Annotated in this window: 22 protein-coding genes; 7 read left to right on the top strand and 15 right to left on the bottom strand. The window is 60.1% G+C overall.

The genetic code is table 11. The annotated features are described in order from the left end of the window. The first annotated feature begins 63 nt into the window (after window positions 1-63). The 4 genes from ACXAIC_RS08385 to ACXAIC_RS08370 are packed head-to-tail and all read left to right on the top strand — an operon-like array spanning window position 64 to window position 4,077. Complete coding sequence (locus tag ACXAIC_RS08385) at window positions 64-1,152, top strand: hemin-degrading factor (protein WP_475175677.1); 1,089 nt, start codon at window positions 64-66, stop codon at window positions 1,150-1,152. Beyond that, window positions 1,149-2,045, top strand: a complete 897-nt coding sequence (locus ACXAIC_RS08380) for a heme/hemin ABC transporter substrate-binding protein (protein WP_475175674.1) — start codon at window positions 1,149-1,151, stop codon at window positions 2,043-2,045. The genes ACXAIC_RS08385 and ACXAIC_RS08380 overlap by 4 nt, the downstream gene beginning before the upstream one ends. Window positions 2,046-2,053: 8 nt before the next feature. After that, window positions 2,054-3,187: a FecCD family ABC transporter permease gene (locus tag ACXAIC_RS08375; protein ID WP_475175670.1), complete on the top strand. Its 1,134-nt coding sequence runs from the start codon at window positions 2,054-2,056 to the stop codon at window positions 3,185-3,187. A gap of 14 nt (window positions 3,188-3,201) precedes the next feature. Then, on the top strand, window positions 3,202-4,077 hold the full coding sequence (locus ACXAIC_RS08370; protein WP_475175668.1) for a heme ABC transporter ATP-binding protein: 876 nt from the start codon (window positions 3,202-3,204) through the stop codon (window positions 4,075-4,077). A gap of 12 nt (window positions 4,078-4,089) precedes the next feature. Here ACXAIC_RS08370 and ACXAIC_RS08365 read toward each other — a convergent pair whose 3' ends face one another. The 14 genes from ACXAIC_RS08365 to ACXAIC_RS08300 all read right to left on the bottom strand — a co-directional run bounded on the left by ACXAIC_RS08365 (window position 4,090) and on the right by ACXAIC_RS08300 (window position 19,181). Next, complete coding sequence (locus ACXAIC_RS08365; protein ID WP_475175664.1) at window positions 4,090-5,559, bottom strand: mannitol dehydrogenase family protein; 1,470 nt, start codon at window positions 5,557-5,559, stop codon at window positions 4,090-4,092. Window positions 5,560-5,562: 3 nt separating this feature from the next. Continuing rightward, window positions 5,563-6,336 carry an L-iditol 2-dehydrogenase gene (locus ACXAIC_RS08360; protein WP_475175661.1) on the bottom strand — a complete coding sequence of 258 codons (774 nt, stop codon included), beginning with the start codon at window positions 6,334-6,336 and terminating at the stop codon, window positions 5,563-5,565. Further along, window positions 6,333-7,337: an ABC transporter ATP-binding protein gene (locus ACXAIC_RS08355; RefSeq protein ID WP_475175658.1), complete on the bottom strand. Its 1,005-nt coding sequence runs from the start codon at window positions 7,335-7,337 to the stop codon at window positions 6,333-6,335. Before ACXAIC_RS08355 ends, ACXAIC_RS08360 begins: the two co-directional genes overlap by 4 nt. A 14-nt stretch (window positions 7,338-7,351) precedes the next feature. Then, complete coding sequence (locus ACXAIC_RS08350; RefSeq protein WP_475175655.1) at window positions 7,352-8,182, bottom strand: carbohydrate ABC transporter permease; 831 nt, start codon at window positions 8,180-8,182, stop codon at window positions 7,352-7,354. 13 nt (window positions 8,183-8,195) lie between these two features. After that, window positions 8,196-9,062 carry a carbohydrate ABC transporter permease gene (locus tag ACXAIC_RS08345; RefSeq protein WP_475175651.1) on the bottom strand — a complete coding sequence of 289 codons (867 nt, stop codon included), beginning with the start codon at window positions 9,060-9,062 and terminating at the stop codon, window positions 8,196-8,198. A 97-nt stretch (window positions 9,063-9,159) separates the two neighbouring features. Further along, window positions 9,160-10,461, bottom strand: a complete 1,302-nt coding sequence (locus tag ACXAIC_RS08340; protein WP_475175647.1) for an ABC transporter substrate-binding protein — start codon at window positions 10,459-10,461, stop codon at window positions 9,160-9,162. Window positions 10,462-10,623: 162 nt separating this feature from the next. Next, window positions 10,624-11,580 (bottom strand): sugar-binding transcriptional regulator, encoded by a 957-nt coding sequence (locus ACXAIC_RS08335; RefSeq protein WP_475175643.1) that lies wholly within the window; start codon window positions 11,578-11,580, stop codon window positions 10,624-10,626. A gap of 1 nt (window position 11,581) precedes the next feature. Then, complete coding sequence (locus ACXAIC_RS08330) at window positions 11,582-12,259, bottom strand: HAD family hydrolase (RefSeq protein ID WP_475175639.1); 678 nt, start codon at window positions 12,257-12,259, stop codon at window positions 11,582-11,584. Window positions 12,260-12,408: 149 nt separating this feature from the next. Continuing rightward, on the bottom strand, window positions 12,409-13,077 hold the full coding sequence (locus ACXAIC_RS08325; RefSeq protein WP_475175636.1) for a DUF1523 family protein: 669 nt from the start codon (window positions 13,075-13,077) through the stop codon (window positions 12,409-12,411). Further along, window positions 13,077-14,441, bottom strand: coding sequence for a DUF6638 family protein (locus ACXAIC_RS08320; RefSeq protein ID WP_475175634.1), 1,365 nt, complete (start codon window positions 14,439-14,441; stop codon window positions 13,077-13,079). Before ACXAIC_RS08320 ends, ACXAIC_RS08325 begins: the two co-directional genes overlap by 1 nt. Further along, entirely contained in the window at window positions 14,438-16,387 is a 1,950-nt protein-coding gene (locus ACXAIC_RS08315) for an AAA family ATPase (RefSeq protein ID WP_475175630.1), read from the bottom strand. Before ACXAIC_RS08315 ends, ACXAIC_RS08320 begins: the two co-directional genes overlap by 4 nt. Window positions 16,388-16,395: 8 nt before the next feature. After that, window positions 16,396-17,526 carry a hypothetical protein gene (locus ACXAIC_RS08310; RefSeq protein WP_475175627.1) on the bottom strand — a complete coding sequence of 377 codons (1,131 nt, stop codon included), beginning with the start codon at window positions 17,524-17,526 and terminating at the stop codon, window positions 16,396-16,398. 10 nt (window positions 17,527-17,536) lie between these two features. After that, window positions 17,537-18,613, bottom strand: a complete 1,077-nt coding sequence (locus ACXAIC_RS08305; protein ID WP_475175623.1) for a hypothetical protein — start codon at window positions 18,611-18,613, stop codon at window positions 17,537-17,539. 175 nt (window positions 18,614-18,788) lie between these two features. Continuing rightward, entirely contained in the window at window positions 18,789-19,181 is a 393-nt protein-coding gene (locus ACXAIC_RS08300) for a hypothetical protein (protein WP_475175619.1), read from the bottom strand. Window positions 19,182-19,244: 63 nt separating this feature from the next. On the opposite strand from ACXAIC_RS08300, the gene ACXAIC_RS08295 reads away from it, so the two are divergent. From ACXAIC_RS08295 to ACXAIC_RS08285, 3 genes are all read left to right on the top strand, one after another. Next, complete coding sequence (locus ACXAIC_RS08295) at window positions 19,245-20,075, top strand: GNAT family N-acetyltransferase (RefSeq protein ID WP_475175615.1); 831 nt, start codon at window positions 19,245-19,247, stop codon at window positions 20,073-20,075. 43 nt (window positions 20,076-20,118) lie between these two features. Further along, window positions 20,119-20,706 carry a hypothetical protein gene (locus ACXAIC_RS08290; protein WP_475175612.1) on the top strand — a complete coding sequence of 196 codons (588 nt, stop codon included), beginning with the start codon at window positions 20,119-20,121 and terminating at the stop codon, window positions 20,704-20,706. Between the two features lie 78 nt (window positions 20,707-20,784). Continuing rightward, window positions 20,785-22,332, top strand: a complete 1,548-nt coding sequence (locus ACXAIC_RS08285; protein WP_475175610.1) for a polyamine aminopropyltransferase — start codon at window positions 20,785-20,787, stop codon at window positions 22,330-22,332. A 23-nt stretch (window positions 22,333-22,355) separates the two neighbouring features. On the opposite strand, the gene ACXAIC_RS08280 is transcribed toward ACXAIC_RS08285, so the two are convergent. Continuing rightward, window positions 22,356-22,751 carry a RidA family protein gene (locus ACXAIC_RS08280; RefSeq protein ID WP_475175604.1) on the bottom strand — a complete coding sequence of 132 codons (396 nt, stop codon included), beginning with the start codon at window positions 22,749-22,751 and terminating at the stop codon, window positions 22,356-22,358. Between the last annotated feature and the right edge of the window lie 3 nt (window positions 22,752-22,754).

The raw sequence follows: 22,754 nt of genomic DNA, 5'->3' as shown, positions 1-22,754 counted from the left end.
TGTTGGGGGTTTTGGAACAGGTTCGCTTGTGAGTTCGGTCGAAGTCAACGAAGGCAAAAGTTCATGAATGCCGGTCACGGTTCTCCTGAAAACAAACCGAGTGCTGCCGAGATACGGGATGCACGCACCCGCAACCCGAAAGCGCGTGAGCGGGATCTTGCCCAGTCCCTGGGGATCTCTGAAGCGGAACTTGTGGCCGCCTTTACCGGCCACGGCGTCACGCGGATTGCGCCCCGGTTCGAGGTGCTGTTTCCCGGCCTCAAGGGGGTGGGCGAGGTCATGGCCCTGACCCGCAATGACAGCGCGGTGCATGAAAAGATTGGCGTCTTCGACAATTTTGTAAATGGCGAACGGGCCGCTCTGATGCTGGGGGACCAGATCGACACGCGCATGTTCCCGGCCAAATGGGTCCACGGCTTTGCCGTTGAAAAGACCGATGGCAAGGATATCCGCCGGTCGCTGCAGTTCTTTGATGCGCACGGGGATGCCGTGCAGAAGATCCATGCGCGCCCGGCAACGGATCTCGCCGCCTGGCGCAGCCTGATTGCCCGTTTGGCCCTCGACGACCAGAGCGCCGATGGCCTTCCGGACCTGGCGCCGGCCCCGCCGTTTTCCCGCAAACCGGTGGCCGACGGCGTTGCCGCGAAATTGCAGAGCCGGTGGCAGGGTCTGACCGACGTGCACCAGTTCCACGGGTTGTTGAAGGAGCTGGATCTTGACCGGCTCAGTGCTTTTGAACTGGCCGGAGAGCGCTGGGCCTGGCCGCTGGATCTGGGGGCTGTCTCCGCCATGCTGCGGCTTGCTGCGTCCGAACGCATTCCGATCATGTGTTTTGTCGGCAACCGGGGCTGCATCCAGATCCATTCCGGCACGATTGAAAATGTCGTCAGCAAAGGCCCCTGGATCAATGTCATGGACCCGACTTTTCACATGCATCTGCGCACAGACCATATCAGCGATGTCTGGGTGGTGCGCAAACCGGCGGATGTGGGCCATGTGACCTCGCTGGAAGCCTATGACAGCATGGGCCAGCAGATCATCCAGTTCTTTGGCCTGCGCGGGGAGGGCAATGCGGAGCGGGCCGACTGGCGAGGCCTTGCCGAAAACCTTCCCAAACTTGACCGGGCCGTTGCCCTAGGAGCCGCAGAATGAACTTTTTCAACCGTCCCCAGATCCTGGGCCTCACTGCCGCCATCTCTTTGACCGCCGCAGCCGTGTTCTTCCCGGCAAGCTCCCTCTTTGCGGCCGATGTCTCTGGAGCCGAAGCCAAGCGGATCGTATCCGTTGGCGGCTCCGTGACCGAGATCGTCTTTGCCCTTGGCGAAGAGGACCGGCTGATTGCCCGGGATTCGACCAGTGTCTACCCGCGCGCGAGCTTCAATCTGCCCGATGTCGGCTATATGCGTGCGTTGTCACCGGAAGGGGTTCTGTCGGTCGAGCCGGACCTTGTGCTGCTTTTGAAAGGCAGCGGACCGGAAGAAACGCTGGATGTCCTGAAACAGACCGGACTGCCCATTGCCGATGTGCCTGAAACCTATACGGCCGAGGGCATTCTGGACAAGGTGCGCACGGTGGGCCATGTGCTTGGCGTTGACAGCAAGGCTGAAGCGCTTGCGGTCAAGCTGGGCCAGGATCTGAAGGCAGCGGAAGCGGCGGCGGCGGATCTGTCCTCCGGCAAGCGGGTGCTGTTCATCCTGTCGGTCCAGGGCGGGCGGATCATGGCCTCCGGCACGGGCACGGCGGCCGATGGCATCATCCGTCTGGCCGGGGCGGACAATGCCCTGACTGGCTTTTCCGGTTACAAGCCGCTCAGCGACGAAGCGCTATTAAGCGCAGCGCCGGATGTGATCCTGATGATGGACCGCAGCGGCAATCATGGCAGTTCGGCTGAAGACCTGTTCAGCCATCCTGCGCTGGCCCAGACCCCGGCCGGGCAGGCAAAACGGCTGATCAAGATGCCGGGCCAGTATCTGCTCGGCTTCGGTCCGCGCACCGCCGGTGCGATCCGGGAGCTGGCCGAAGAGCTGGCCAAGACAGAGGGCTGACCGGCACCATGAAGGACGTGGCCCCTGCCCTGCGGCAGACCCCGCCGCGCGGCTTTCCCGGCCTGAGGCTGGTCAGGAATGGCAACCGGGAAGGTCTGGCGCGGGCCGTCATCGCCGCACTGGTGGGCCTTGTGCTGGCCATGATGCTTGCCAGCCTTGCGATTGGTCCGATCCCGGTGAAGGTGTTTGACATCTTACCCCACGCCGCCGGTTATTTTTTGCCGCCACAATCCGGGGCCCCGGACGGGGTGTCCTTGCGCGACTGGATTGTCGTCATGGAAATCCGCCTGCCGCGTGTGGTGCTCGGGGCCCTGATCGGGGCCGCGCTGGCGGTCTCAGGTGCCGTTATGCAGGGGCTTTTCCGCAATCCGCTGGCCGATCCGGGCATTGTCGGGGTTTCCGCCGGGGCCAGTCTTGGCGCTGCGTCCTTCATCGTTCTGGGGGGATCGGTGCTGGCCCCGGTGGTGGCCGTTCTGGGACTGTTTGCCCTGCCGCTTGCCGCCTTTGCCGGTGGACTGGTGACCACACTTCTGCTCTACCGGATCGGCACGCGCGGCGGCATCACATCGGTGGCAACGGTGCTCCTGGCCGGGATTGCCCTTGGCGCGCTCGCCTTAGCAGCCACCGGCCTGTTGATTTATATGGCGGACGATCAGCAGCTGCGGGATCTGCAATTCTGGATGCTGGGCTCGCTGGCCGGATCAAACTGGCAAAAGGCGCTGTCCTGTGCCCCGGTCATTCTGATCACGCTGGCCTTTGTGCCGTTTCTGGCGCGGGGCCTGAACGGGCTGACCCTGGGCGAGGCTGCCGCTGCCCATACCGGCATCCGGGTGCAGCGGCTCAAGAATCTCTGCATCCTGATGGTCGCCGGGGCCACGGGCGCGTCGGTGGCCGTCAGCGGGGGCATCGGCTTTGTCGGCATCGTTGTGCCCCATCTTCTTCGCCTGACCATCGGACCTGATCACCGCTATCTGCTGCCCGCATCCGCCCTTTTGGGGGCGTGCCTGTTGCTGGCCGCCGACACGCTCAGCCGGACGGCCGTGGCCCCGGCGGAATTGCCCATCGGCATCATCACGGCGTTTGCCGGGTCTCCGGTCTTCCTCTGGATCCTGCTGCGCAAGCGTGGTCTGACCGGGCTTTAGGAGAGACAGGAAAGATGACGGTGGCACAGGTGGCAGATCAATCCGGCGGGTCCGCACATAATGAGGTGCGATGCCTGAGTGTGAACCAGCTTTCGGTCACCATTGGCAAGGCACAGATCGTGTCCAGCCTGAGCTTTGAGGCCCGGGCCGGTGAGCTTCTGGCAATCATCGGCCCGAGCGGGTCCGGCAAGACCACCTTGCTGAAGGCGGTCACCGGAGAATTGCCTTATCGCGGTCAGGCCGTGCTGGCGGGGGCGGACATTTGCGGCCTGACCCCGGAAGCCCAGGCAGACCGGCGGGGCGTCTTGCCTCAGATCAGCCAGATCGCCTTTGCCCTGACGGTTGCCGAAGTGGTTTCGCTTGGCCTGAGCGGCCTGCGGCTGGACCGGCCGGGCAAGGCCCGGCGCATTGGCGAGGCGCTTGAGAAGGTCGGTCTTGGCGGGTTCGAGGCGCGCAGCTATCAGGATCTGTCCGGCGGCGAACAGCAGCGTGTCCAGCTGGCCCGGGTTCTGTGCCAGGTCTGGGAGCCGGTGCCGGATGTGGGGCCGCCGCGCTGGCTGTTTCTGGATGAGCCTGTCTCCAGCCTCGACATCAAACATCAGTATCAGATCATGGCGCTGGCTCGGGACTATGCCCTGCGGGGCGGTGGGGTGGTCGCGGTCATGCATGACCTCAACCTGACAGCCGCCTTTGCCGACAAGATCCTGGTGATGCAAAAGGGCCAGCGGCTGGCCTTCGGCGCACGGGACGAAGTGATGCAAGCGGATCTTTTAAGCCGTGCCTATGATTTTCCGCTGGCGCTCGTGCCGTGTCACGAAACCGGACGCCCGGTTGTCGTGCCAAGGCACCAGGGTGAGGGGGCACAGGAGAGGACAGGCCCGGCACACTGACACAGGGCAGGCCTATCCGCCGTCAGCGTAATCCATCAGGGTTTTGCCGACGCCGTGTGTTTTCAGTTTGCTGACAGCTGCCTGAAAGGCCTCCAGATAGGCCGGGTGGGTCCCGAGTGCACCAAACAGGGGGGGCATCTCGGCGTCATTTCCGCCCGTAAAGACCTCGCGGGCCCAGTTGTTCAGAAGGCCGGCCTTTTCGTCTTCCAGCACCAGATCCCGCCCGGCCTCGTCATGGCCGAGGCAATAGCGGCACCACAGGGCGGTTTCCAGTGCCAGACCGGTGACTGGCAGGCCTTGATCCAGCCGGTCCTGAAGTGTTGGCAGAATGAATTTCGGTTGCCGGTTGGAGCCGTCGAGGCACAGCCGGGGGATTGTGTCCCCAACGGCCGCATTGGAAAACCGCCCGGTGATGGTGCTGAGGTAATCCTTGAAGCTGACGCCTGGAATGGCTGGCACCGTCGGCAGGATTTCCTCCGTTTCCAGTCTGGTGAGATAGGCCGCAATGCGCGGGTCCGCCATGGCGTCATGAACAAAATGGTGTCCCAGAAGCGCGCCGGGATAGGCAATGGCTGCGTGGCCGCCATTGAGAATGCGCAGCTTCATCAGCTCATAGGGGGCGACATCCTCCACGAATTCCACGCCGACTTTCTCAAGTGCAGGACGCCCTTGCGGGAAGGTGTCTTCAAGCACCCATTGGCGGAAGGGTTCGCAGACCACCGGGGCGGCATCGATGAGGGCAAACAGATCGCGCACCAGGGTGCGTTCCCGGTCCCCCGTCGCAGGGGTGATGCAGTCGACCATTCCGTTTGGAAAGGCAACATTGTCTGAAATCCAGCTGGCGAGTTCGTTTGAGATTGCCCGTGCATAGCCGGTCACGGCCTGCCGGGCGATATGGCCGTTTTCCGGGAGATTGTCGCAGGACATGACGGTGAAGGGGGCAAGGCCTTTCTGGCGCCTGCGGTCAAGGGCGGCTGCCAGAACGCCGAATACGGTCTCCGGTTGATCCGGTTGGCGCAGATCTTTCACAATCGCCGGATCTTTGATGTCAAATCCGCCATTGTCCGGATCGACAAAATAGCCGCCCTCCGTGATGGTGAGCGAGACGATGCGGATATCCGGCGCGCACAACCTGTCAATGAGAGCTGCAGGCTCGGCCGCAACAAAGTCGATCATCGAGCCGCAGATCTGCGCGCTCAAGGCGTCCGGATCGAGCTCGACCACCGTTGTCAGCCAGTCCTGGCCTTGAAGGCGGGTTCTCATGGTGGCGTCGGACGGCATGAGACCGGCGCCGACAATGGCCCAGTCGAGATCTTCTCCCAACGCGAACAGCCGGTTCAGATAGATTGCCTGATGGGCGCGGTGGAAATTGCCGACGCCGATATGCACGATGCCGGGGCTCAGGCGGCTGCGGTCATAGGGCAGCGTGACCACGGTGTCAGGCAGCTGATCAAGGGTGCTTGCGGTCAAGGTGATGGTCATGGTTCAGCTCATCCAGTTGCCGCCGTCGACATTGTATGTCTGGGCGACGATGTAATCGGCGTCGGAAGAGGCGAGGAAGACGGCCATGCCTGTCAGATCATCCGCCGTGCCCATGCGGCCAAAGGGAACGGTCTTGCCGACGGCCGCTTTCTTTTCCCCCGGTCGCAAACCTTCATGCTGCGCAAAAAGAGCATCAACCCCGTCCCAATGGTCGCCATCCACGACGCCGGGGGCGATCGCGTTGACGTTGATCCCGTGGTCGATCAGGTTGAGCCCGGCTGACTGGGTCAGGCTGATGACGGCTGCCTTTGTCGCACAATAGATCCCGACCAGCGGTTCGCCCCGCCGCCCTGCCTGGCTGGCCATGTTGATGATCTTGCCGCCCTTGCCCCGGGCGATCATCGATTTTGCCGCTGCCTGCAGCGTGAACAGGGTCCCGGCCACATTGATATCGAACAGCCGGGCATAGCTGTCCCGGGTGATGTCCACGATGGGGGCAAGATCAAACAGCGCGGCATTGTTGATCAGGATGTCCAGGCCGCCAGCGGTCTCTTCGACTTGGGAGACCGCGGCGTCGATGGACGCCTGGTCCGTGACATCAAGAGAGACGGCATAAGCGCCTTTGCCGATCTCCGCCGCCGCAGCTTCCGCGCCCTGCCGGTTGATATCGGCAACGGCGACTGTTGCCCCCTCGCGCACATAGCGGGCCGCAAAGGCTTTGCCGATGCCGCGCGCTGCGCCGGTGATGAGTGCGGACTTTCCTTCAAGGCGCATCATGCGATCCTCAATCCCTGTGTGTCGAAACGATGGATCTTCTCCGGATCCGGTGTGAGGTGGACCCGGTCGCCATGGCGGAAGGCAATCTCGCCGGTGGAGCGCACAGTGACCGGCGTGTCCAGCCCGTCAATGTCGACATATAAAAACGTATCGGAGCCCAGATGTTCGGAAACGCCCACGGTGCCGGCCCATGGGCCGTCCTGCGGGGAGGCGGTGATATGCTCGGGCCGGATACCGATCGTGTCGGCCTTGTGCCCGGCGGTAAAGGCCCCGCTCAGAAAGTTCATTTTCGGGGAGCCGATAAAGCCCGCCACGAAGCGGTTGCGCGGCGTGTGATAGAGGTCGAGCGGGGTGCCGACCTGTTCGATCAGGCCGTTTTGCAGGACTACGATCTTGTCTGCCATGGTCATGGCCTCAACCTGATCATGGGTCACGTAGATCATGGTGGTTTTCAGCGACTGGTGCAGTTCGGAGATTTCCAGGCGCATATTCACCCGCAGGGCCGCATCCAGGTTGGACAGGGGCTCGTCGAAGAGAAAGGCGGCGGGTTCGCGCACGATGGCCCGGCCAATGGCGACCCTCTGGCGCTGGCCGCCCGAGAGCTGGCCCGGGCGCCGGTCCAGATAGTCCGTCAGGTTCAAGACCTGTGCTGCCGCTTCCACCTTGCGGTCCTGCTCTGCCTTGTCGAGGCCGGCCATTTTCAGGGGAAAAGCAATGTTTTTGCGCACGGACATGTGCGGATAAAGCGCATAGGACTGGAATACCATGGCCAGGCCGCGCTTCGCCGGCGGGGTGCCGGTCGCGGTCTGGCCGTCAATCACGATCTCGCCGGAAGTAACATCCTCCAGACCGGCGATCAGCCGCAGCAAGGTGGATTTGCCGCAGCCGGAAGGGCCGACAAAAACGACAAATTCGCCATCGTCAATCTCAAGGTCGAGCGGCGGGATCACCTTAACGTCGCCGAAGCTCTTTGTGATCTGTTTGAGTGTGATCTGACCCATGTGTCTACGATCTCCTATTTCACGGCGCCGAAGGTCAGGCCACGGACGAGCTGTTTCTGGCTGAACCAGCCAAGGATGAGAATGGGGGCAATCGCCATGGCCGAGGCTGCGCTCAGCTTGGCGTAAAACAGGCCTTCCGGGCTGGAATAGCTGGCGATGAAGGCGGTGAGGGGAGCGGCTTTTGCAGCTGTCAGGTTCAAGGTCCAGAAGGCTTCGTTCCAGGCCAGGATGATGTTGAGCAGCAAGGTGGAGGCAATGCCCGGCAGGGCCATGGGCGTCAGAATGTAGAGAATTTCCTCTTTCAGTGTTGCCCCGTCCATGCGGGCGGCCTCCAGGATCTCCCCGGGGATCTCCTTGAAATAGGTGTAGAGCATCCAGATGATGATCGGCAGATTGATCAGCATCAGGACCAGCGTCAGCCCGAAGCGTGTGTCCAGAAGACCCAGCTTGATGAACAGAAGATAGATCGGATAGAGCACACCAACGGCGGGCAGCATCTTGGTCGACAGCATCCACATGAGGATGTCCTTGGTCCGTTTGGACGGGACAAAGGCCATGGACCAGGCGGCCGGAATACCGATCAGAAGGCCCGCAAGCGTGGACCCGCCGGCCAGGATGACCGAGTTCCAGAGATAGCGCATGTAGTCGGACCGCTCCTGAACGACCGCGTAATTGTCCAGGGTCCAGTCGAAGAAGAAAAACAGGGGCGGATCATTGATCGCCTGGGCTTCTGTCTTGAAGCTGGTCAGGATCGTCCAGAGGATCGGAAAGAAGATCAACAGACCGATGGCCCAGGCGGCCAGGGTATTCATCATCTTGCGGCGGGATGTGACAGCGCGGGCCATTTGCGTTCCCTCCTCAGGCGTCCAGGTTCTTGCCGACAATGCGCATCAGGAAAAGTGCAATGATGTTGGCGAGGATGATGGCGTAGACACCGCCTGCCGACCCGAGCCCCACATTCTGGCTTTCCAGAACCCGTTGGAAGATCAGGTAGGTCAGGGTGCGGGTGCCGAAGGCGCCGCCGGTGGTGACGAAAATCTCTGCGAAGACCGCCAGCAGAAAGATGGTCTGGATCAGAATGACGATCGTAATGGCGCGCGCGAGATGGGGCAGCACAATATAGATGAACCGGGCGAGGGGCGGCGCCCCATCCATCTCGGCTGCTTCCAGCTGCTCCGTGTCCAGGGACTGGATTGCGGTCAGCAGAATAAGGGTCGCAAAGGGGAGCCATTGCCAGGAGACAATCAGAATGATCGAAGCCATCGGCGCATCACTGAGCCATTCAACCGGCTGGGCTCCGAAGGCTTTCCACAAATGGGCAAACAGGCCGTTGACCGGGTCCATGAACATGTTTTTCCAGACCAGGGCCGACACGGTGGGCATGACAAAAAAAGGCGCGATGACCAGGATTCGGACGATGCCCTGTCCCCACATGGGCTGATCCAGCAGCAGCGCGAGCAAAACGCCGAAGACGATGGTGATCACGAGAACGCCGCCCACAATGACCAGCGTGGTCTGAATACTGGGCCAGAAGGCACTGGAGGAAACAAAGCGGGCGTAGTTGCTGAAGCCCACCCAGCCGAGATCTCCCCCCCGCAACGGCAGATATTTCTTGAAGGAGAAATAGAGCGTCATCGTCAGAGGGATGAGCATCCAGCCGAGCAAGAGGATCACAGCCGGGGCCATCATGATGCGCGCAGCGGAGCGGGAGTGCCGGGTCGCCATGGATACCTGACCTGTTGACCGGAGACCGGTCCTGCGGGTTCTTTTCAAAGGATGCGGATGTTCGGGAGGGCGGGGTTTCCGCCCTCCCGGCGGCGGCTCAGTAGCCGGCCGCTTCCATTTCTTCAGCCGTGATGGACTGCGCCTTGGCCAAGGCTTCTTCAGCGCTTTGCTGTCCGGCAAGGGCTGCGGAGAATTCCTGACCGACCTGGCTCGCAATCCCGGCAAATTCGGGAATGGCCACGAACTGAATGCCGATATAAGGGACAGGCTTCACGGTCGGCTGGGTCGGATCAGCGGAGTTGATGCTGTCCAGGGTCATCTTGGCAAAGGGCACTTTCTGGTATTCCGGGTTCTCGTAAAGAGACGTCCGGGCGCCGGGGGGGACATTGGCCCAACCTTCTTCGGAGGCGACCAGCTCGATATAGTCTTTGGAGGTGGCCCATTCGATGAACTGCTTGGCGGCGGCTTCCTTCTTGGTGCCAGCGGGGATCGCCAGGGCCCAGGCCCAGAGCCAGTTGCTGCGCTTGCCAAGGCCATTGTCGGGGGCAAGGGCAAAGCCGACCTTGTCGGCAACCGAAGAGTCTGCCGGGTTCGTCACGAAAGAGGCGGCTACGGTCGCGTCGATCCACATGCCGCATTTGCCCTGCTGGAACAGGGACAGGTTTTCATTGAAGCCGTTGGTGGAAGCACCTGGAGGGCCGGCTTCCTTCATGAGGTCGAGATAGAAGGTCAAGGTTTCCTTCCATTCCGGGCTGTCGAATTGCGGCTTCCAGTCCTCATCGAACCAGCGGGCACCGAACGAGTTGGAGGTTGCCGTCAGGAACGCCATGTTCTCGCCCCAGCCGGCCTTGCCGCGCAGACAGATGCCGTAGATCTCATTGTCCTTGTCGGTCATCTTGCGGGCCGCATCCGCCACGAAGTCCCAGGTCGGCGCGTCCGGCATTTTCAGTCCGGCCTTTTCCATGAGGTCCGTGCGGTACATGATCATCGAGCTTTCGCCATAAAACGGCGCGGCATAGAGCGTGCCCTCCACTGAGAGTCCCCCGCGCATGGCTGGCAGAATGTCGTCTATGTCGTAGGACGCGGGCAGGTCGTTCAGGGAGACCAGCCAGTCCTGTTTGCCCCAGATCGGCGTTTCATACATGCCGATTGTCATGATGTCGAACTGGCCACCCTTGGTGGCGATATCCTGTGTGACCCGCTGGCGCAGGACATTTTCCTCCAGCGTCACCCATTCAACCGTATGTCCGGTTTTTTTGGTGAAATCCTCGGTCAGACCCTGCATGCGGATCATGTCGCCATTGTTGACCGTTGCGATTGTAAGTGTTTCTGCAGATGCCGCAGCGCTCAAGGCCACGACCGCACATGCGCTGAGCAGCGCACGGGTATGAATTGCCATATTGTCCTCCCAGGCGAGATTGGGCATTTGCCATTCTTGCGGGCAAATACTCGCTTGAGGGCCGCGCAAGAGTCAAGGGTGACGTTCGCAGAAAACCTCACCAATCTTGCTGCGCTGCAAAAAGCTTCTTGGTTTCAGAAGCTTATCAATATGAGCAAATGCTCAATTCTTGAGTAGCTGCTCTGCGGTCGCTTCATTTGTGATCAGGCGATTGACAAACCGGCCTTTCAAGGCTCCCATCATGGCGGCGACTTTGCCATCACCTGCAGCGACCCCGTAGACGGGCTTGTCCCCGGCGGGGCGCAAGGGGGCGCTGGCCACAAGGGCATTGGTCAGCCCCTCGACCAGGGCCCCTTTTCTGTCGAACACCCAGCTGGTGATTTCCCCCACCGCGTCGGCCTTTTCCAGGGCGCGCATTTCGTCCAGTGAGACAAACCCATCCATGGCCAGCGGGGCCGTGGGGCCCATATTGCCAATGCCGACAAAGGTGGCGTCCGCCTGGCGGGTCAGTTCGAGAATATTATGCACGGCCTCCTGATTGTGCATCAACTGTAGCTCTTCGCGGGTGCGCGCAAAAACGGGCAGAGGCATCGGATAGTGGCGCGCATTGATCCGGTCGGCCAGCCGGATGATCACGTTATAGGCGGAGGCGGAGCCGTCGGACATCATGTTGCCAAGCAGGGAGACGACCCGGTGTTGCGGACAGTCCATGGCGGGCAGCTGATCGACGGAGGCGCGCAGCGTCCGGCCGGTGCCGAAGGCGATCACCTTCGGCTGTGGGGCTCGGAAATGGCGTTCCATTTCGGCCGCGGCCGCCTGGGCAAGCCCGAGCGGCGAGCCGGGTGCGTCCGGATCGCTGGGCACGACCTCGCAGGCGCTCAGGCCAAACCGGTCCATCAGCCTGCTGCTGAGCTCCATGCAATGGGCAATCGGGTGGTCCAGCCGCACCTTGATCAGGCGTTCGCTCACCGCAAGGGACACGAGCCTTTGCGCCGACTGCCGGGAAACGCCAAGTTTGCGCGCAATCTCGTCCTGGGTGTTGCCGGCGACATAATAAAGCCATCCGGCCCGCGCCGCATCGTCCAGCCGGGAAGTTTCACTCGTGTTTTTCTGTTTCATATCAGCTGCTGCCCAATCGGTAATCAGGTCTAAGCTGGAAGAATTCGCTGAAAGATGCAAATGCGAGGTCAGCCCCGGCGGCCGCATCCTGTGTGCCGGACAGGGCGGTCAGATGAGCGCCACCGGTGAACCGCCACACGGTCATCCCGGCGGCAAGGCCCGCCTTGATGCCGTTTTCGCTGTCTTCGATGATCAGGCAGCGGCCGGGGTCCACCTTGCGTTTTTGCGCCGCCAGAAGGAAGAGGTCCGGGGCGGGCTTGCCATTTTTAACCTCCGCCGCCGTGGTGATGCGGTCATGAAACAGGTCGGTGAGACCGGCTATCTCCAGGGATTTTGCCAGCCGCAGCGGGCTGGAACTGGTGGCTAGGCAGTAGTCCACGCAAAGGCTCCCGATGGCGTGCCGGACACCGGGAACAGCCTTGAGGTCCCGTTCAAAGGCGGCCAACAGGCTGGCCCGGTAGCGGTCTTCAAATTCGGGGGGCAGGTCAACACCGAATTCCCGGCGGATTTGTTCCAGCACCACCGGGTAGCTGCGCCCCAGAAAATGCCGGGCCACATAGTCCATGGTGATGGTGACGCCGCGCGTTGCCAGTTCGGCCACCAGCATGCGCGCGCTGATAACCTCGCTGTCAATCAGGACACCGTCGCAGTCGAAGATGACAAGATCAATGCCGGACAAGTCCGGGCAGCGCTTGTCAGGGGCAGACGGGTTTGTCCCAGAGTGCAAAGGGCTAGAAGGCGCGGGGCCGGAAGACAGGGGGCTGGAAGACACGGGGCCGGAAGACACGGGATGGAACCCCTTTCATTGGTCTGAGGGCTTGCGCCGGATCAGCCGAACCAGCGCTTGAACCAGCGGCGGAGGCCGCTTGTGGCCTCTGTCACATGTTTTTCCGCCTGGGCGCGGGCCTCTTCCGCATTGTCGCCGACATCTTCCATGAACTCGTCGATATTTTCCACGACTGGATCAATGCGCCTGCGCTTGAAAGCCCGCAAGGTGCGGAAGACAAGATAGGCTATGACGCCGAGTACCAGAAAGAAGATGATGTTGAACCACGGGATCAGGAACACATCGGGGCCGGAGACCTCCTGAATGCTGATCACGTTCGGAAAGATCGTGAAAAGCTGGATGCGCCAGCCGTAATGGGTAACAGCCACCCAGACATCCCCCTGTTTCTTGGCCAGGTCCTGGGCCTTTGCAGTGATGTTGCTGCTGTCAAATTTGAAATAGGGCGGCCAGCCCCAGTCGGTGTCCTCATTGCGGTAGACCCGCGGGTTGCCGTTTGGCCAGACCGCATTGATAAAGCGCACGTCCCGGGTCCAGCTTGTATTGGTGCCCGCATCCGGGGACGCCCAGAACAGGGACGAGGAGCCGATATCCATGCGTTTGACCTCGGTGCCGACAATGCGCACCACATCGCGGCCCGGCAAGGTGTAATGGGCAAACAGGACCACAACCAGCACCAGCGGGATGCCGACAATCCACTTAACATATGTCATCAATCGTCGTCATCCTCATCCATCTCCGGGATGGCGCCCCAGGGGCCCCTGTTGCGGCCGAAACCATAGTCTGTGTCCGGATCCTCGCCCGACATTCCAGGTTCGGGGCCGAACAGTTCAGCCCGGGTGCCAACCTTGTCAACCGCATATTCCTCAGCCAGAAACCGGGCCGTGTAGGCTTTCTTCGCCTCGCTCCAGCTCTGGTATTGGGCATAGAACGCGTCCTTGTGGCAAATGAACAGCTGCCGGAAATCCAGCGGGGTCAGTTGCGATAGCAGCATGTTGATCAGCTGCTTGTCCGGGTGGTTGCGGGAGCGCAGCAGATAGAAAAAGGCCGGATTGTCCGCTTTAAGGTCCGGCAGGCCGCTGCCTTTGGAGATCCGGCGCACCACCTGTTCCAGCGCGTGATATTCCTCCGGCAGATCGCGGTGGTATTTGCGCTTGAGGGCGCGCATGTCTCGCCTTGACATGCCGGACAGATCCTCGCCTTGTGTTGCCGCGGCATCGATGACAATGAAGTCGAGCTTCTGTTTCAAGATGCTGTGCGCAAGAGGGCGGTCCGCAGCATAAATGGGCTCTACCAGTTTATTGCGGGTGAGAAAGCTTGCCACCCCGGCCCGGTCCTCCAGAGGGATGACCGCGTCGACCGGAAGCTCCCCGTCATGGTCCAGGGGGATGGTGGTGAGACAGGCCGTGCGTTTCACATCCCGGAAAATATAGAGGCCGCCATAGTGGCTGGTGTGAAAGTTGCCCTGCTCATAGCTTTGCGGCTTGAGGTCAATGGGCGTGCGGATAATGTCGCCGGTGTGTTTGGCCAGCTCCACCATCTCGGCAATCAGAATGTCGTCCCACCAGCCGTCCGGCTCGTTGATGAACCTGTCGATTTTTTCCACCAGCTCGTCATGAGCTTCCACATGGCCGCCGACCGTATCGGCTTCCACGTCAATGGTGCGGATGTCAAAAAGATCAAGCGGTGAGCGGATCGAAATGACCGTGTTGACCAGCTCTCCGACCACCGCGTCGCGGATGGACAGGGCAAACAGCTGCTCTTCATTGGCCTCGATGAACCGGCGCAGGATCGAGCGGGACGTGGAGAAATGCGCATTGAGAAGCGGCGCGCTTTTCTGGGCGTTGCTCAGCAAGATGAACTGGCGGTTGCAGCCATTGGGGTTGAGATAGGTCTGATCGTTCAGCTCCTCACCGATTTCGGGCGAAAAGCCTGAGATATCGATGTGAAATTCCTGCAGTTCGGTGCGCTTGCCGGTCAGATGCTCCAGCGCCCGGTTGTAGCGGCCAACCATGGAGGCGGAGGTGACCTCCACCAGATTGCCATACATCAGTCCCTGTCTGACCAGACGCATCATGGGCGGGACAGCTCCATGTACCGGCGCTTGGCCTCGTCCATGCGCTGCATGTCGCGCACCGCATTTTCAATGGCGACCTCGTCGGACTTGTCCGCATAACGGAACTCGCTGTCCGCATAGCGGTTGATTTCCTGGATCACCATGTCAACGGTGATCGGCTGTGCCAGATCCGCAATCATGGCTTTCTTGGTGTCATAGTCCTTGAAGAGGAACAGGTCCGGCTCTTCCATCCACGCGTCCGGCAATTCGAAATCCATGGCCCGGACCTTGATCGCATCGGTGATGTTCTTGATCGCGCGGCCGGTAAAACGCTCGTCCGCTTCCTGGATCGCCTTCAAATAGGCGCCGAGTTTGGCCAGCGTGTCGAGGGCGCCAATCTCGCTGTGGACCTTTTCAAACACCTGGATCAGGGCGTCTTCCTTCGGCTGCGCGTGGCTTTCATAGGAGGCGGCGACTGCTTTCTGGATCACCTGTGCGTCAAAGAGGGCGTGATCGCCCACCGGAATGCCGTGGTTCTTGCCCATCAGGAGATAGAGAATGTCGATATAGTCTTCCCGGGTCTGCGGGCCGTCGACCAGAAACCGGGCTCCGGCGCGCTGGCGCAGGGCATCGTCCACATTTTCCGGATAGTTGGAGAACATGCCGAAGGTGCAGTTACCGCGCACCACGGTGTTCGCGCCGGCAAAACTCTCCATCAGGACAGCGGTGATTTCCAGCTGACCCGCAGACGATTGCCGGTCGCCGCGTTTTCCCGCCAACTGGTCGATATCGTCAATGGTGCCGAAGCCGATGACATTCGGGTCGGTGACCGTGCGGATGAAGGCCTTGGCGTTTTGCGCCGACTTGCCCTGGTAGCTGTCAATGCTCTCCGTCGAAAGGTTCTGATAGCGGAAGGTGTAGCCGGCATGGCTGCAATAGTCGTTGATCATGCCGGCCATCATCTGGATCAGTGTGGTCTTGCCGGTGCCTGGTTTTCCGTCGCCCATGAAGGTGAAGATGAAGCCGCCCAGCTCGGCAAATGGGTTGAGCTTGCGCTCAAAATCATAGGCCATCAGCATCTTGGCAAGTTTCATCGCCTGATATTTGGCAATGTGGTTGCCGACGACTTCCTCCGGCTTTTTGAACGCCATGGTCAGAGATGTCGAGCGGGCACGGGCGGCCGGGGTGAAGCCGGTGATTTCGAAATCATCTGCCTCGACCCGGTAGCGGGCCTCGGTAAAGGGCTGCGCGGCTGCGGCACCTTCCGCCCTCAGGGTCACCTTTTCCATCAGCTGTTCGCAGAACGAGATGATGAGCGTGACCAGCTGGGTCTCGGTTTCAAGGGCAGCTGCGGCGATTTCCTGATCCAGCTCCCAGAGGGCTCCCTGCAGCGCGAGCTGGTCATTGTCGAGGAGGATTTCCTCCGCCTCGCCGCATTGCAGCTCGCCGTTTCCGGTCTCTGCCACAAGGCCGGTGATCAGGAAGTCGGTCATATTGGCAAAGACATGCAGCGAAATCAGCGCGGAGGCGGACAGAAGCTCCTGGAACCGGTCTTTTTGGGTTGCGTCCAGCGTTCCGGCCAGATTGCTGCGCTTCAGGTCGGCCAGGCCGGTCTGCTCGGCAAACTGGTCGCAGGTGACCTGGGCCACGGACACGGCCCGGCGCAGGGCCCTGAGGAGGGTCGCCTGAATGGGGGTGGTCAGCGCGTCGTCATCGCTTTCCAGAATGCGGGTACTCAGCTGGACGCCTTCCGGGCGGGCGGTAGAGCGGGTGACAAGGCCCGGCGTGGTGGAGCGGAAGCGGCGCCGGGTGCCAAGTCCGGGAGAACGTTCGGGGGCAGGGGCAGGCTCGCGCTTGGCGGCGATGCGCGGCGTATGGTCAAACCCTGCGAGCATGGCTTCCGCGCCCGCATATTTTTCGCGGATCTTGTCTTCTTTCAGTTCCATGAGGTCATTTGAAAAGGTCACGCTGAAACCTATTTGTAGCTAAGGATTTTGCCGCTCGGACTGACGGCATATTTACGGATCGCGGCAAAGCCCGGGGGGGCCATTTCTTCCAGAACCTGATAGGGCTTTTGCGGCAGGATGAGCGAGCGCTGCCGCCGGGTGTGCCCGGCGGTCTCGTCGCTGTCCCTGCCGGCACTGAACGGATCTAACTCATAGACCTGCCGTTCCACGGAAGAAAAGAAGCCGGTTGATTCCTGTTCGGACCCCGAGGCCACAAGCGTTTCCGTGGTCCAGGCCAGGGCCCAGTCTTCCCCGGGCGTCCGTCCTGCCTGCGCCAGAACATCTCGCAACGGGCCACTCTGTTCGGTGAAGGTGTGACTGTACATCGGCCCGATATAGAACCGGCGCAGCCGCTTGGGGTGAAGGTCGGCAAAGTCGTGGTCGAAGCCGCGGGCAATGGTCAGCAGCTTCAACCCGGCAGAGGACTGGGCGGTCAGATGCGCCTGGACCCGGGGCCAGCGCCGTTCATCCTTGGCAAGGGGCCTCTTGCCGGTGTCTTCCAGATCCATCACATAGATCAGCGGAATATTCTGCAAGCTGTCATAGACGGCCCAGTGCACCCGGTATCTGCGGCGGGTTTCATCCACATTCCCGAACCAGGCAAGGCGCGGGTCGTTGCGGGCCCAGAACAGGGGCCCTTCCGTGAGCTGCTCGTAATATTGCCGTTCTGCGGCGGCAAATTGCAGGTTGGTCGGGGAGGACTGCTCTCTGAGAATGTGATTGAGCATACCCAGTTTGAGATCGCGCATGCTGGGCAGGGACCGCAAATGGGTCTTGGCCTGCATGGCGTCATTGGCCATTTCCAGAAGTTCCTGATAGATCGGAAAGCCGCTTTCCTGGCGGTCGATGCTGAGCAGGTTGGGCAGCTTGTCGGAGACCCGACCCGCCAGAAGATACTTGTAGGACAACGCGGTGAATGTTCCGGCCAGTGCCTCGAGATACTGTTTCAGAAGCGGAATTTCCGAAAAGAGCGCCGTGTCTTCCGATACGACGCTGTCCGCAACGCCTTGCAGGTGCGAGATGATGCGTTCGAATTTGGCGAAGTAGCGCCGGGTTTCATGCGCTTCTTCCAGAACCCTGTGGTCGAGTGTCAGATCCAAGGTTCAGCCCTCAGGCTCCGTAGGCGTTTTTGTCGTGCTTTTCGATAATCTTCTCAAACCGGCGGGCAAAGCGCTCGTCCGACTTGGCTTTTTCTTCCAGGACCTTGCGGGCAAAGACCATGTGATCTTCATGGGCTTCCATCATGTCGGCCATGCGCTGGTTGGTGGCCGAGCCGATGGCGGCCATTGCCGACTGGGCTTCCTTGTCGGTTGCAACCCCGATCTCGTTGATCTTGTGGGCAACGTCCTGCTGCTGGGCGGTCTTGAGCGACTTGACCAGCGCGTCATAAAGCACCACGCGCTGCTTGGTGTCCGTTTGCAGCTTGTTGATCAGGACCATCTGGGTGGCGGCCTGGTTCTGCAGGCTGTCAACCCAGGTTTTTCCTTTTTCGATATAGCGTTCCAGGGTCTGGCTTTCGGCCAGCTTGACCTGCTCTTCCTGGGCAAGGCGATTATAGTCCGCATTCACCTCGGCAAGTTCGCTCTCCAGCTTGGTGCGTGTCGCAGCATCCGTTTCCACCGAGATCTTGTTTTCTAGCGCGATGATTTTCGGATCCATGTCCAGAAGCTGCTGCTTGATGGTCTCAAGAGAAGCGACGGCGTCTTCCCGCTTGGTCAGGGTCTCGCTGAGATTGCTTTCAACCCGTTTGCTGTGCTCATTCAGCGTGTTGAGCTGTTCCTGAAGCAACTGGCCGATGACATTGGACTTGGAGATCAGGTCCTGAAGCTTGTCGTCGATGCTGGCGCTGCGCATGCGCTCCTGGCGGATGCTGTCGGACCGGGCCTTGGAAAATAAGCCGACAAAGGACTCCCAGCCTGTCTTCGAACGCATGGCGTCGAAATCCTTGGAAAAGGTGGCGGTGACGTCATCCAGGCCCATGATGAGTTCGGCGATATTCGCTCCCATCAATTCCGTATGGGCATGAACGTCATCCAGCGTCGCGTTCTCAATATCAATCGAGATATCCTCACCCGCGTCAAGCTTTTTGCGGGCAGTCTCGAACCGCATGGTGAACTCACCGATTTTCTGCCGTGCAGCTGTGACTTCCTGCATGGACTTGTCAATCTGAGCGCTGAAATCTGCCATTTGCCCCTTCCTGAATATTTCACAATGTAACCAATTGTATGTAGCGACTGTTCGCCGAAATACAATTCCAAACACAGCCCCGGACCAGACTTTCGGTAAGCCGGTAAAGAAAAGCTTCTGCCCGCGCTGTCCCGTTTTCAGGTCTGTCGTAAATGAAGGGCTTGCCCGCGCTGCGTCACTTGGCCGGGTGTCTCCCGGCCTGGACGTCTTCCGCCAAAAAGGGCGGTTGAAATTTCAGCTTTAGAGTGTTTTTCGATTGTGGTCTTGCTGCCGCCGTATTCGCGAGTAGTCTTCGCGCCTTGGAGGAGAGACGGACGGTTTCTGACGGGCGGATCTCTTTTAAAATGCTTGATTTCCGCGCTTTGGGCCAATTTTCCGGCCCGCCAGCCAATCCTGTGACGGTTCGAAGAAAGCTGTGCCTTCCGGTAGAAAGGACATTATTTAAGGTTGAATGAAACGTTTCTGCAATAATATTGCTATTAGTAATTGTGCCAGTGTTTCCAGGTAAGTCGCAAAGCGTCCTTTTGTTTCCAATTTTCGTGCGGAGCGCCGCGCGCCATTCCGCCATTTCTCTGGCGCCCCGCCGTCTGCCGCATCTATTCCGTTTGTTTTCAAAGGTCTCGAAGTCCTGATGTTCAAAAGCCTGTTTGCCGACAATACGCCGCGCCTGAAAGCGATGGAGCCCAAGCACATTGAGCGGGCGGTCGACATTATCTCCCAAACTGACGAGGACGATGCCGAAGAGGCTTTGGCGTCGTTCAATACGGGCGGGGTCGGCAACAAGTTCGTTCTCATGCGCAATGGGGTGGTTGTCGGTATCACTGGCTACGCGGTCGACGATCATGTTGATGATGTGGCTTGGCTGTCCTGGCACTATCTCGATCGCAAACTGACTGGCCATGGCCTTGGATCCCAGATGTTTGAAGAGCTGCTGGGCCATCTGAACAACGCCGGTTTCCGTCTGCTTTTGATTGAGACCAGCGACTACCAGGAAGACGGTGTGCCGCTCTATGGGGCCGCGCATCGCATGTATGAAAGGTTCGGCGCCAATTTGAAGGTCACAGTGCCGGACTATTACGCGCTGGGGGAAGCCAAGCTGATCTACGGTCTGGAAAACCAGGACCGGCCCGCCCTTGATCCTGCGGCCCGTCTGGCGGGCAAGACACTGTCGATTGCAGGCCTGGACGCCGATCCGGAATGCGACGGGGTTCTGGGAGTCCGCTGGGAAGAAGGGGAAGGTGCCGGCAGCGGTCCGGACGGTGGCCCCAATGCCGAGGCTCTCAGGAATGCCGTGGCAGAGGCAAGAGCGCAGCGGGCCAGATCCCTCGTTCTCATTCTGCCGCAGGACCTGTCGGAGGCGAATGAAACGGCCATTAGCGGTGCCGGCTTCCGCCCGTGCGGTCAGCTCGCCGATTTCTACGCCAAGGGCGAAGATCAGGTCTGGTGGAGTCAGACCCCTTGAAGATGCAAGTGCATAAAGATCTCAAAGTCAGCAGGAATTCGAGATGTTCAACAATTTAAAGATGGTCGGGATTGTCGCCGTGCTGGGCTTCATTGCCTATAGCGTCTTCCTGAAGGGTCCAAGCGTGCAGACGGCGGACCTTGGACAGGTGCTCGACCGCACGGAATTTGCGATCAACAAATACCAGAACTATCTGGGCAGCCAGGGGGTGGATGGTGCGTCCGACACGCAGCTTCAGGAATTCTCGCTGTATCTGGCCCATACCCTGAACACCGACCCCCGGTTTTACGACAAGCCGCTCGGCATTGCCGTGGAACCTGACGGCAAGTTCCTCGGGTTTGCGGATGACAATGCCAATGATGTTCAGGACAGCGACGAAGCTGATGTGTTCACTGTCGAAGTCGATGAAGCCAACCGGCGTCTGATTGCGACCGATGTGGCCGGGAATAGCTCGGGTATGCATTTCTCCGGCACCGGGCTCCTCGCCGGGGCCTTGATTGGCACCCTGCTCAACCGCCAGCGTGGTGCGGGGATCACCCCGTCCAGCTTCAACAACCGCACCGTGACGCCGCGCGCCAGCTACCGTGCGCCTTCAAGCGCCCGCTCCGGTGGTCTGCGCCTAGGTAAATAATCGGGGACCATCTTCTCCCCCGTTCAGGAAAAACCCGGATCTGGCGAGGCTCCGGGTTTTTTGGCTCAAGGGAATTCCATGGATCAAGTGTCCCCAACTAGCCGGTATGAGCACCTGCCGAAAAAACAGGGGGCTATTTTGCTGGCCTCCATTCTCGTGGTTGCGCTGTGCGGTATTGTCTATGAACTGATTATCGGCACCGTTTCCAGCTATCTGATTGGCAATTCGGTCTATCAGTTTTCCATGACCATCGGATTTTTCATGTTTGCCATGGGCATCGGCTCGTATGTGTCGCGCTTTATTGACGGCAACCTGATCCAGACTTTCGTCTGGGTCGAACTGATGCTGGCGCTGACGGGCGGCCTGTGCAGCATTACTCTGTTCATGCTGTTTCCGATGGCGCCCTGGTTCTATACCACGGGCATGTTCGGGTTCATCTTTGCTATCGGTTTCCTTGTCGGTCTGGAGATCCCGATCCTGACCCGGGTTCTGTCGGAAGGGGCAACGCTGCGGGAATCGATTTCAGGGGTCCTGTCTCTCGACTATCTGGGGGCCCTGATCGGGTCCGTGGCCTTTCCTCTGCTGCTCTTGCCTTCGCTCGGGCTGATCTCCTCGTCCTTCGCCATCGGGCTGACCAATGCTGCGGTTGCCCTTTTGAATGTCTTCTGGCTCTGGGACTATCTCGACCGGCCGCGCCGGATGCTGGGCTTTGTGATCGGCACCGTTCTTCTGCTCATCGTCCTGACCCTGACGGCGGGCCGGATCACCGCTTACGCCCAGGACCACCTTTATTTTGACCGGATCATCTGGAAAAAGCAGTCCGCCTATCAGACGATGGTGGTGACGAACACTTGGCGAAAGGACGAGGTGCGGCTGTTCATCGATGGGCACCTTCAGTTTTCGCAAGCGGATGAATACCGTTACCATGAGGCACTTGTGCATCCGGTTCTGTCCTGGGGACACCCGCCGAAGCGGGTTCTGGTCTTGGGGGGCGGGGACGGTCTGGCGGTGCGGGAGGTCCTGCGCCATCCCGGCATTGAAAAGATCGATCTTGTCGATCTGGATCCGGCCATGACGGAGCTAGGCGAACGTTTTGAACCGGTTGTGCGCCTCAATCAGGGCAGCATGCACAGCCCGCTTCTGACCGTCCACAACAAGGACGCCTTTGTCTATGTGAAGGAGACGGGCGAGACCTATGACAAGGTTATCATCGACTTTCCAGATCCGCACAACGAGGTTCTGGCGAAACTCTATTCGGTGGAGTTTTACGCAATGGTGTCCGCCCTTTTGACCGAAGACGGCACGCTTGTGACCCAGAGCAGTTCGCCCTTTTTCTCACCCCATACCTACTGGACAATTTCCCGCACGCTGGAAGAGATTTTTCCCGAGGTGGTCAATTATCAGATCGCGGTGCCATCCTTCGGCATCTGGGGGTTCAATCTTGCCAGCAAGACGCCCGGCCAGAAGCTGGGGCCGTTTCCCCAGGGATTAAGATCCCTCACGCGGAAGGGGTTTGAAGCCGCCCTGAATTTTTCGCAGGACCTGAAACCGAGGCGCGAGCTTCAGGTCAATTCCATCTTCAATCCGGTCCTCTACGCGGAATATGAGCAGGACGTTTTGAACTGACATGACCGGATGTGGCGGGGAGGTCAGTCGAGCTGGGCCGTGGCCTCGATCTCGATCAGCGCCTCGTCTTCGATCAGGCCGGCGACCACGACAACGGACATAGCCGGGAAATGCTTGCCGAAGACCCGCCGGTAGGCCTGGCCGACATCCTTTTGCCGGGCCAGGTATTCCTTTTTGTCGGTGATGAACCAGGTGAGTCGGACAATATCGGTCACCTCGCCGCCTGCGGTGCGGACAATGGCGGCGATGTTGGCCAGTGTCTGTTCCATCTGGCCGACAAAATCGTGGCTTTCAAAGACCTGATCCTTGTTCCAGCCGATCTGCCCGCCAATATGCAAGGTCCGTCCCTTTGTCAGCATCCCGTTTGCGTAGCCCCTGGCGGGCGCCCAGCCGTCCGGCTGGATGAGTGTTGATGGCATTTC

The organism is Roseibium sp. AWQ4_254, assembly GCF_056161025.1.
This window is presented reverse-complemented; position numbering and strand designations above follow the sequence as displayed.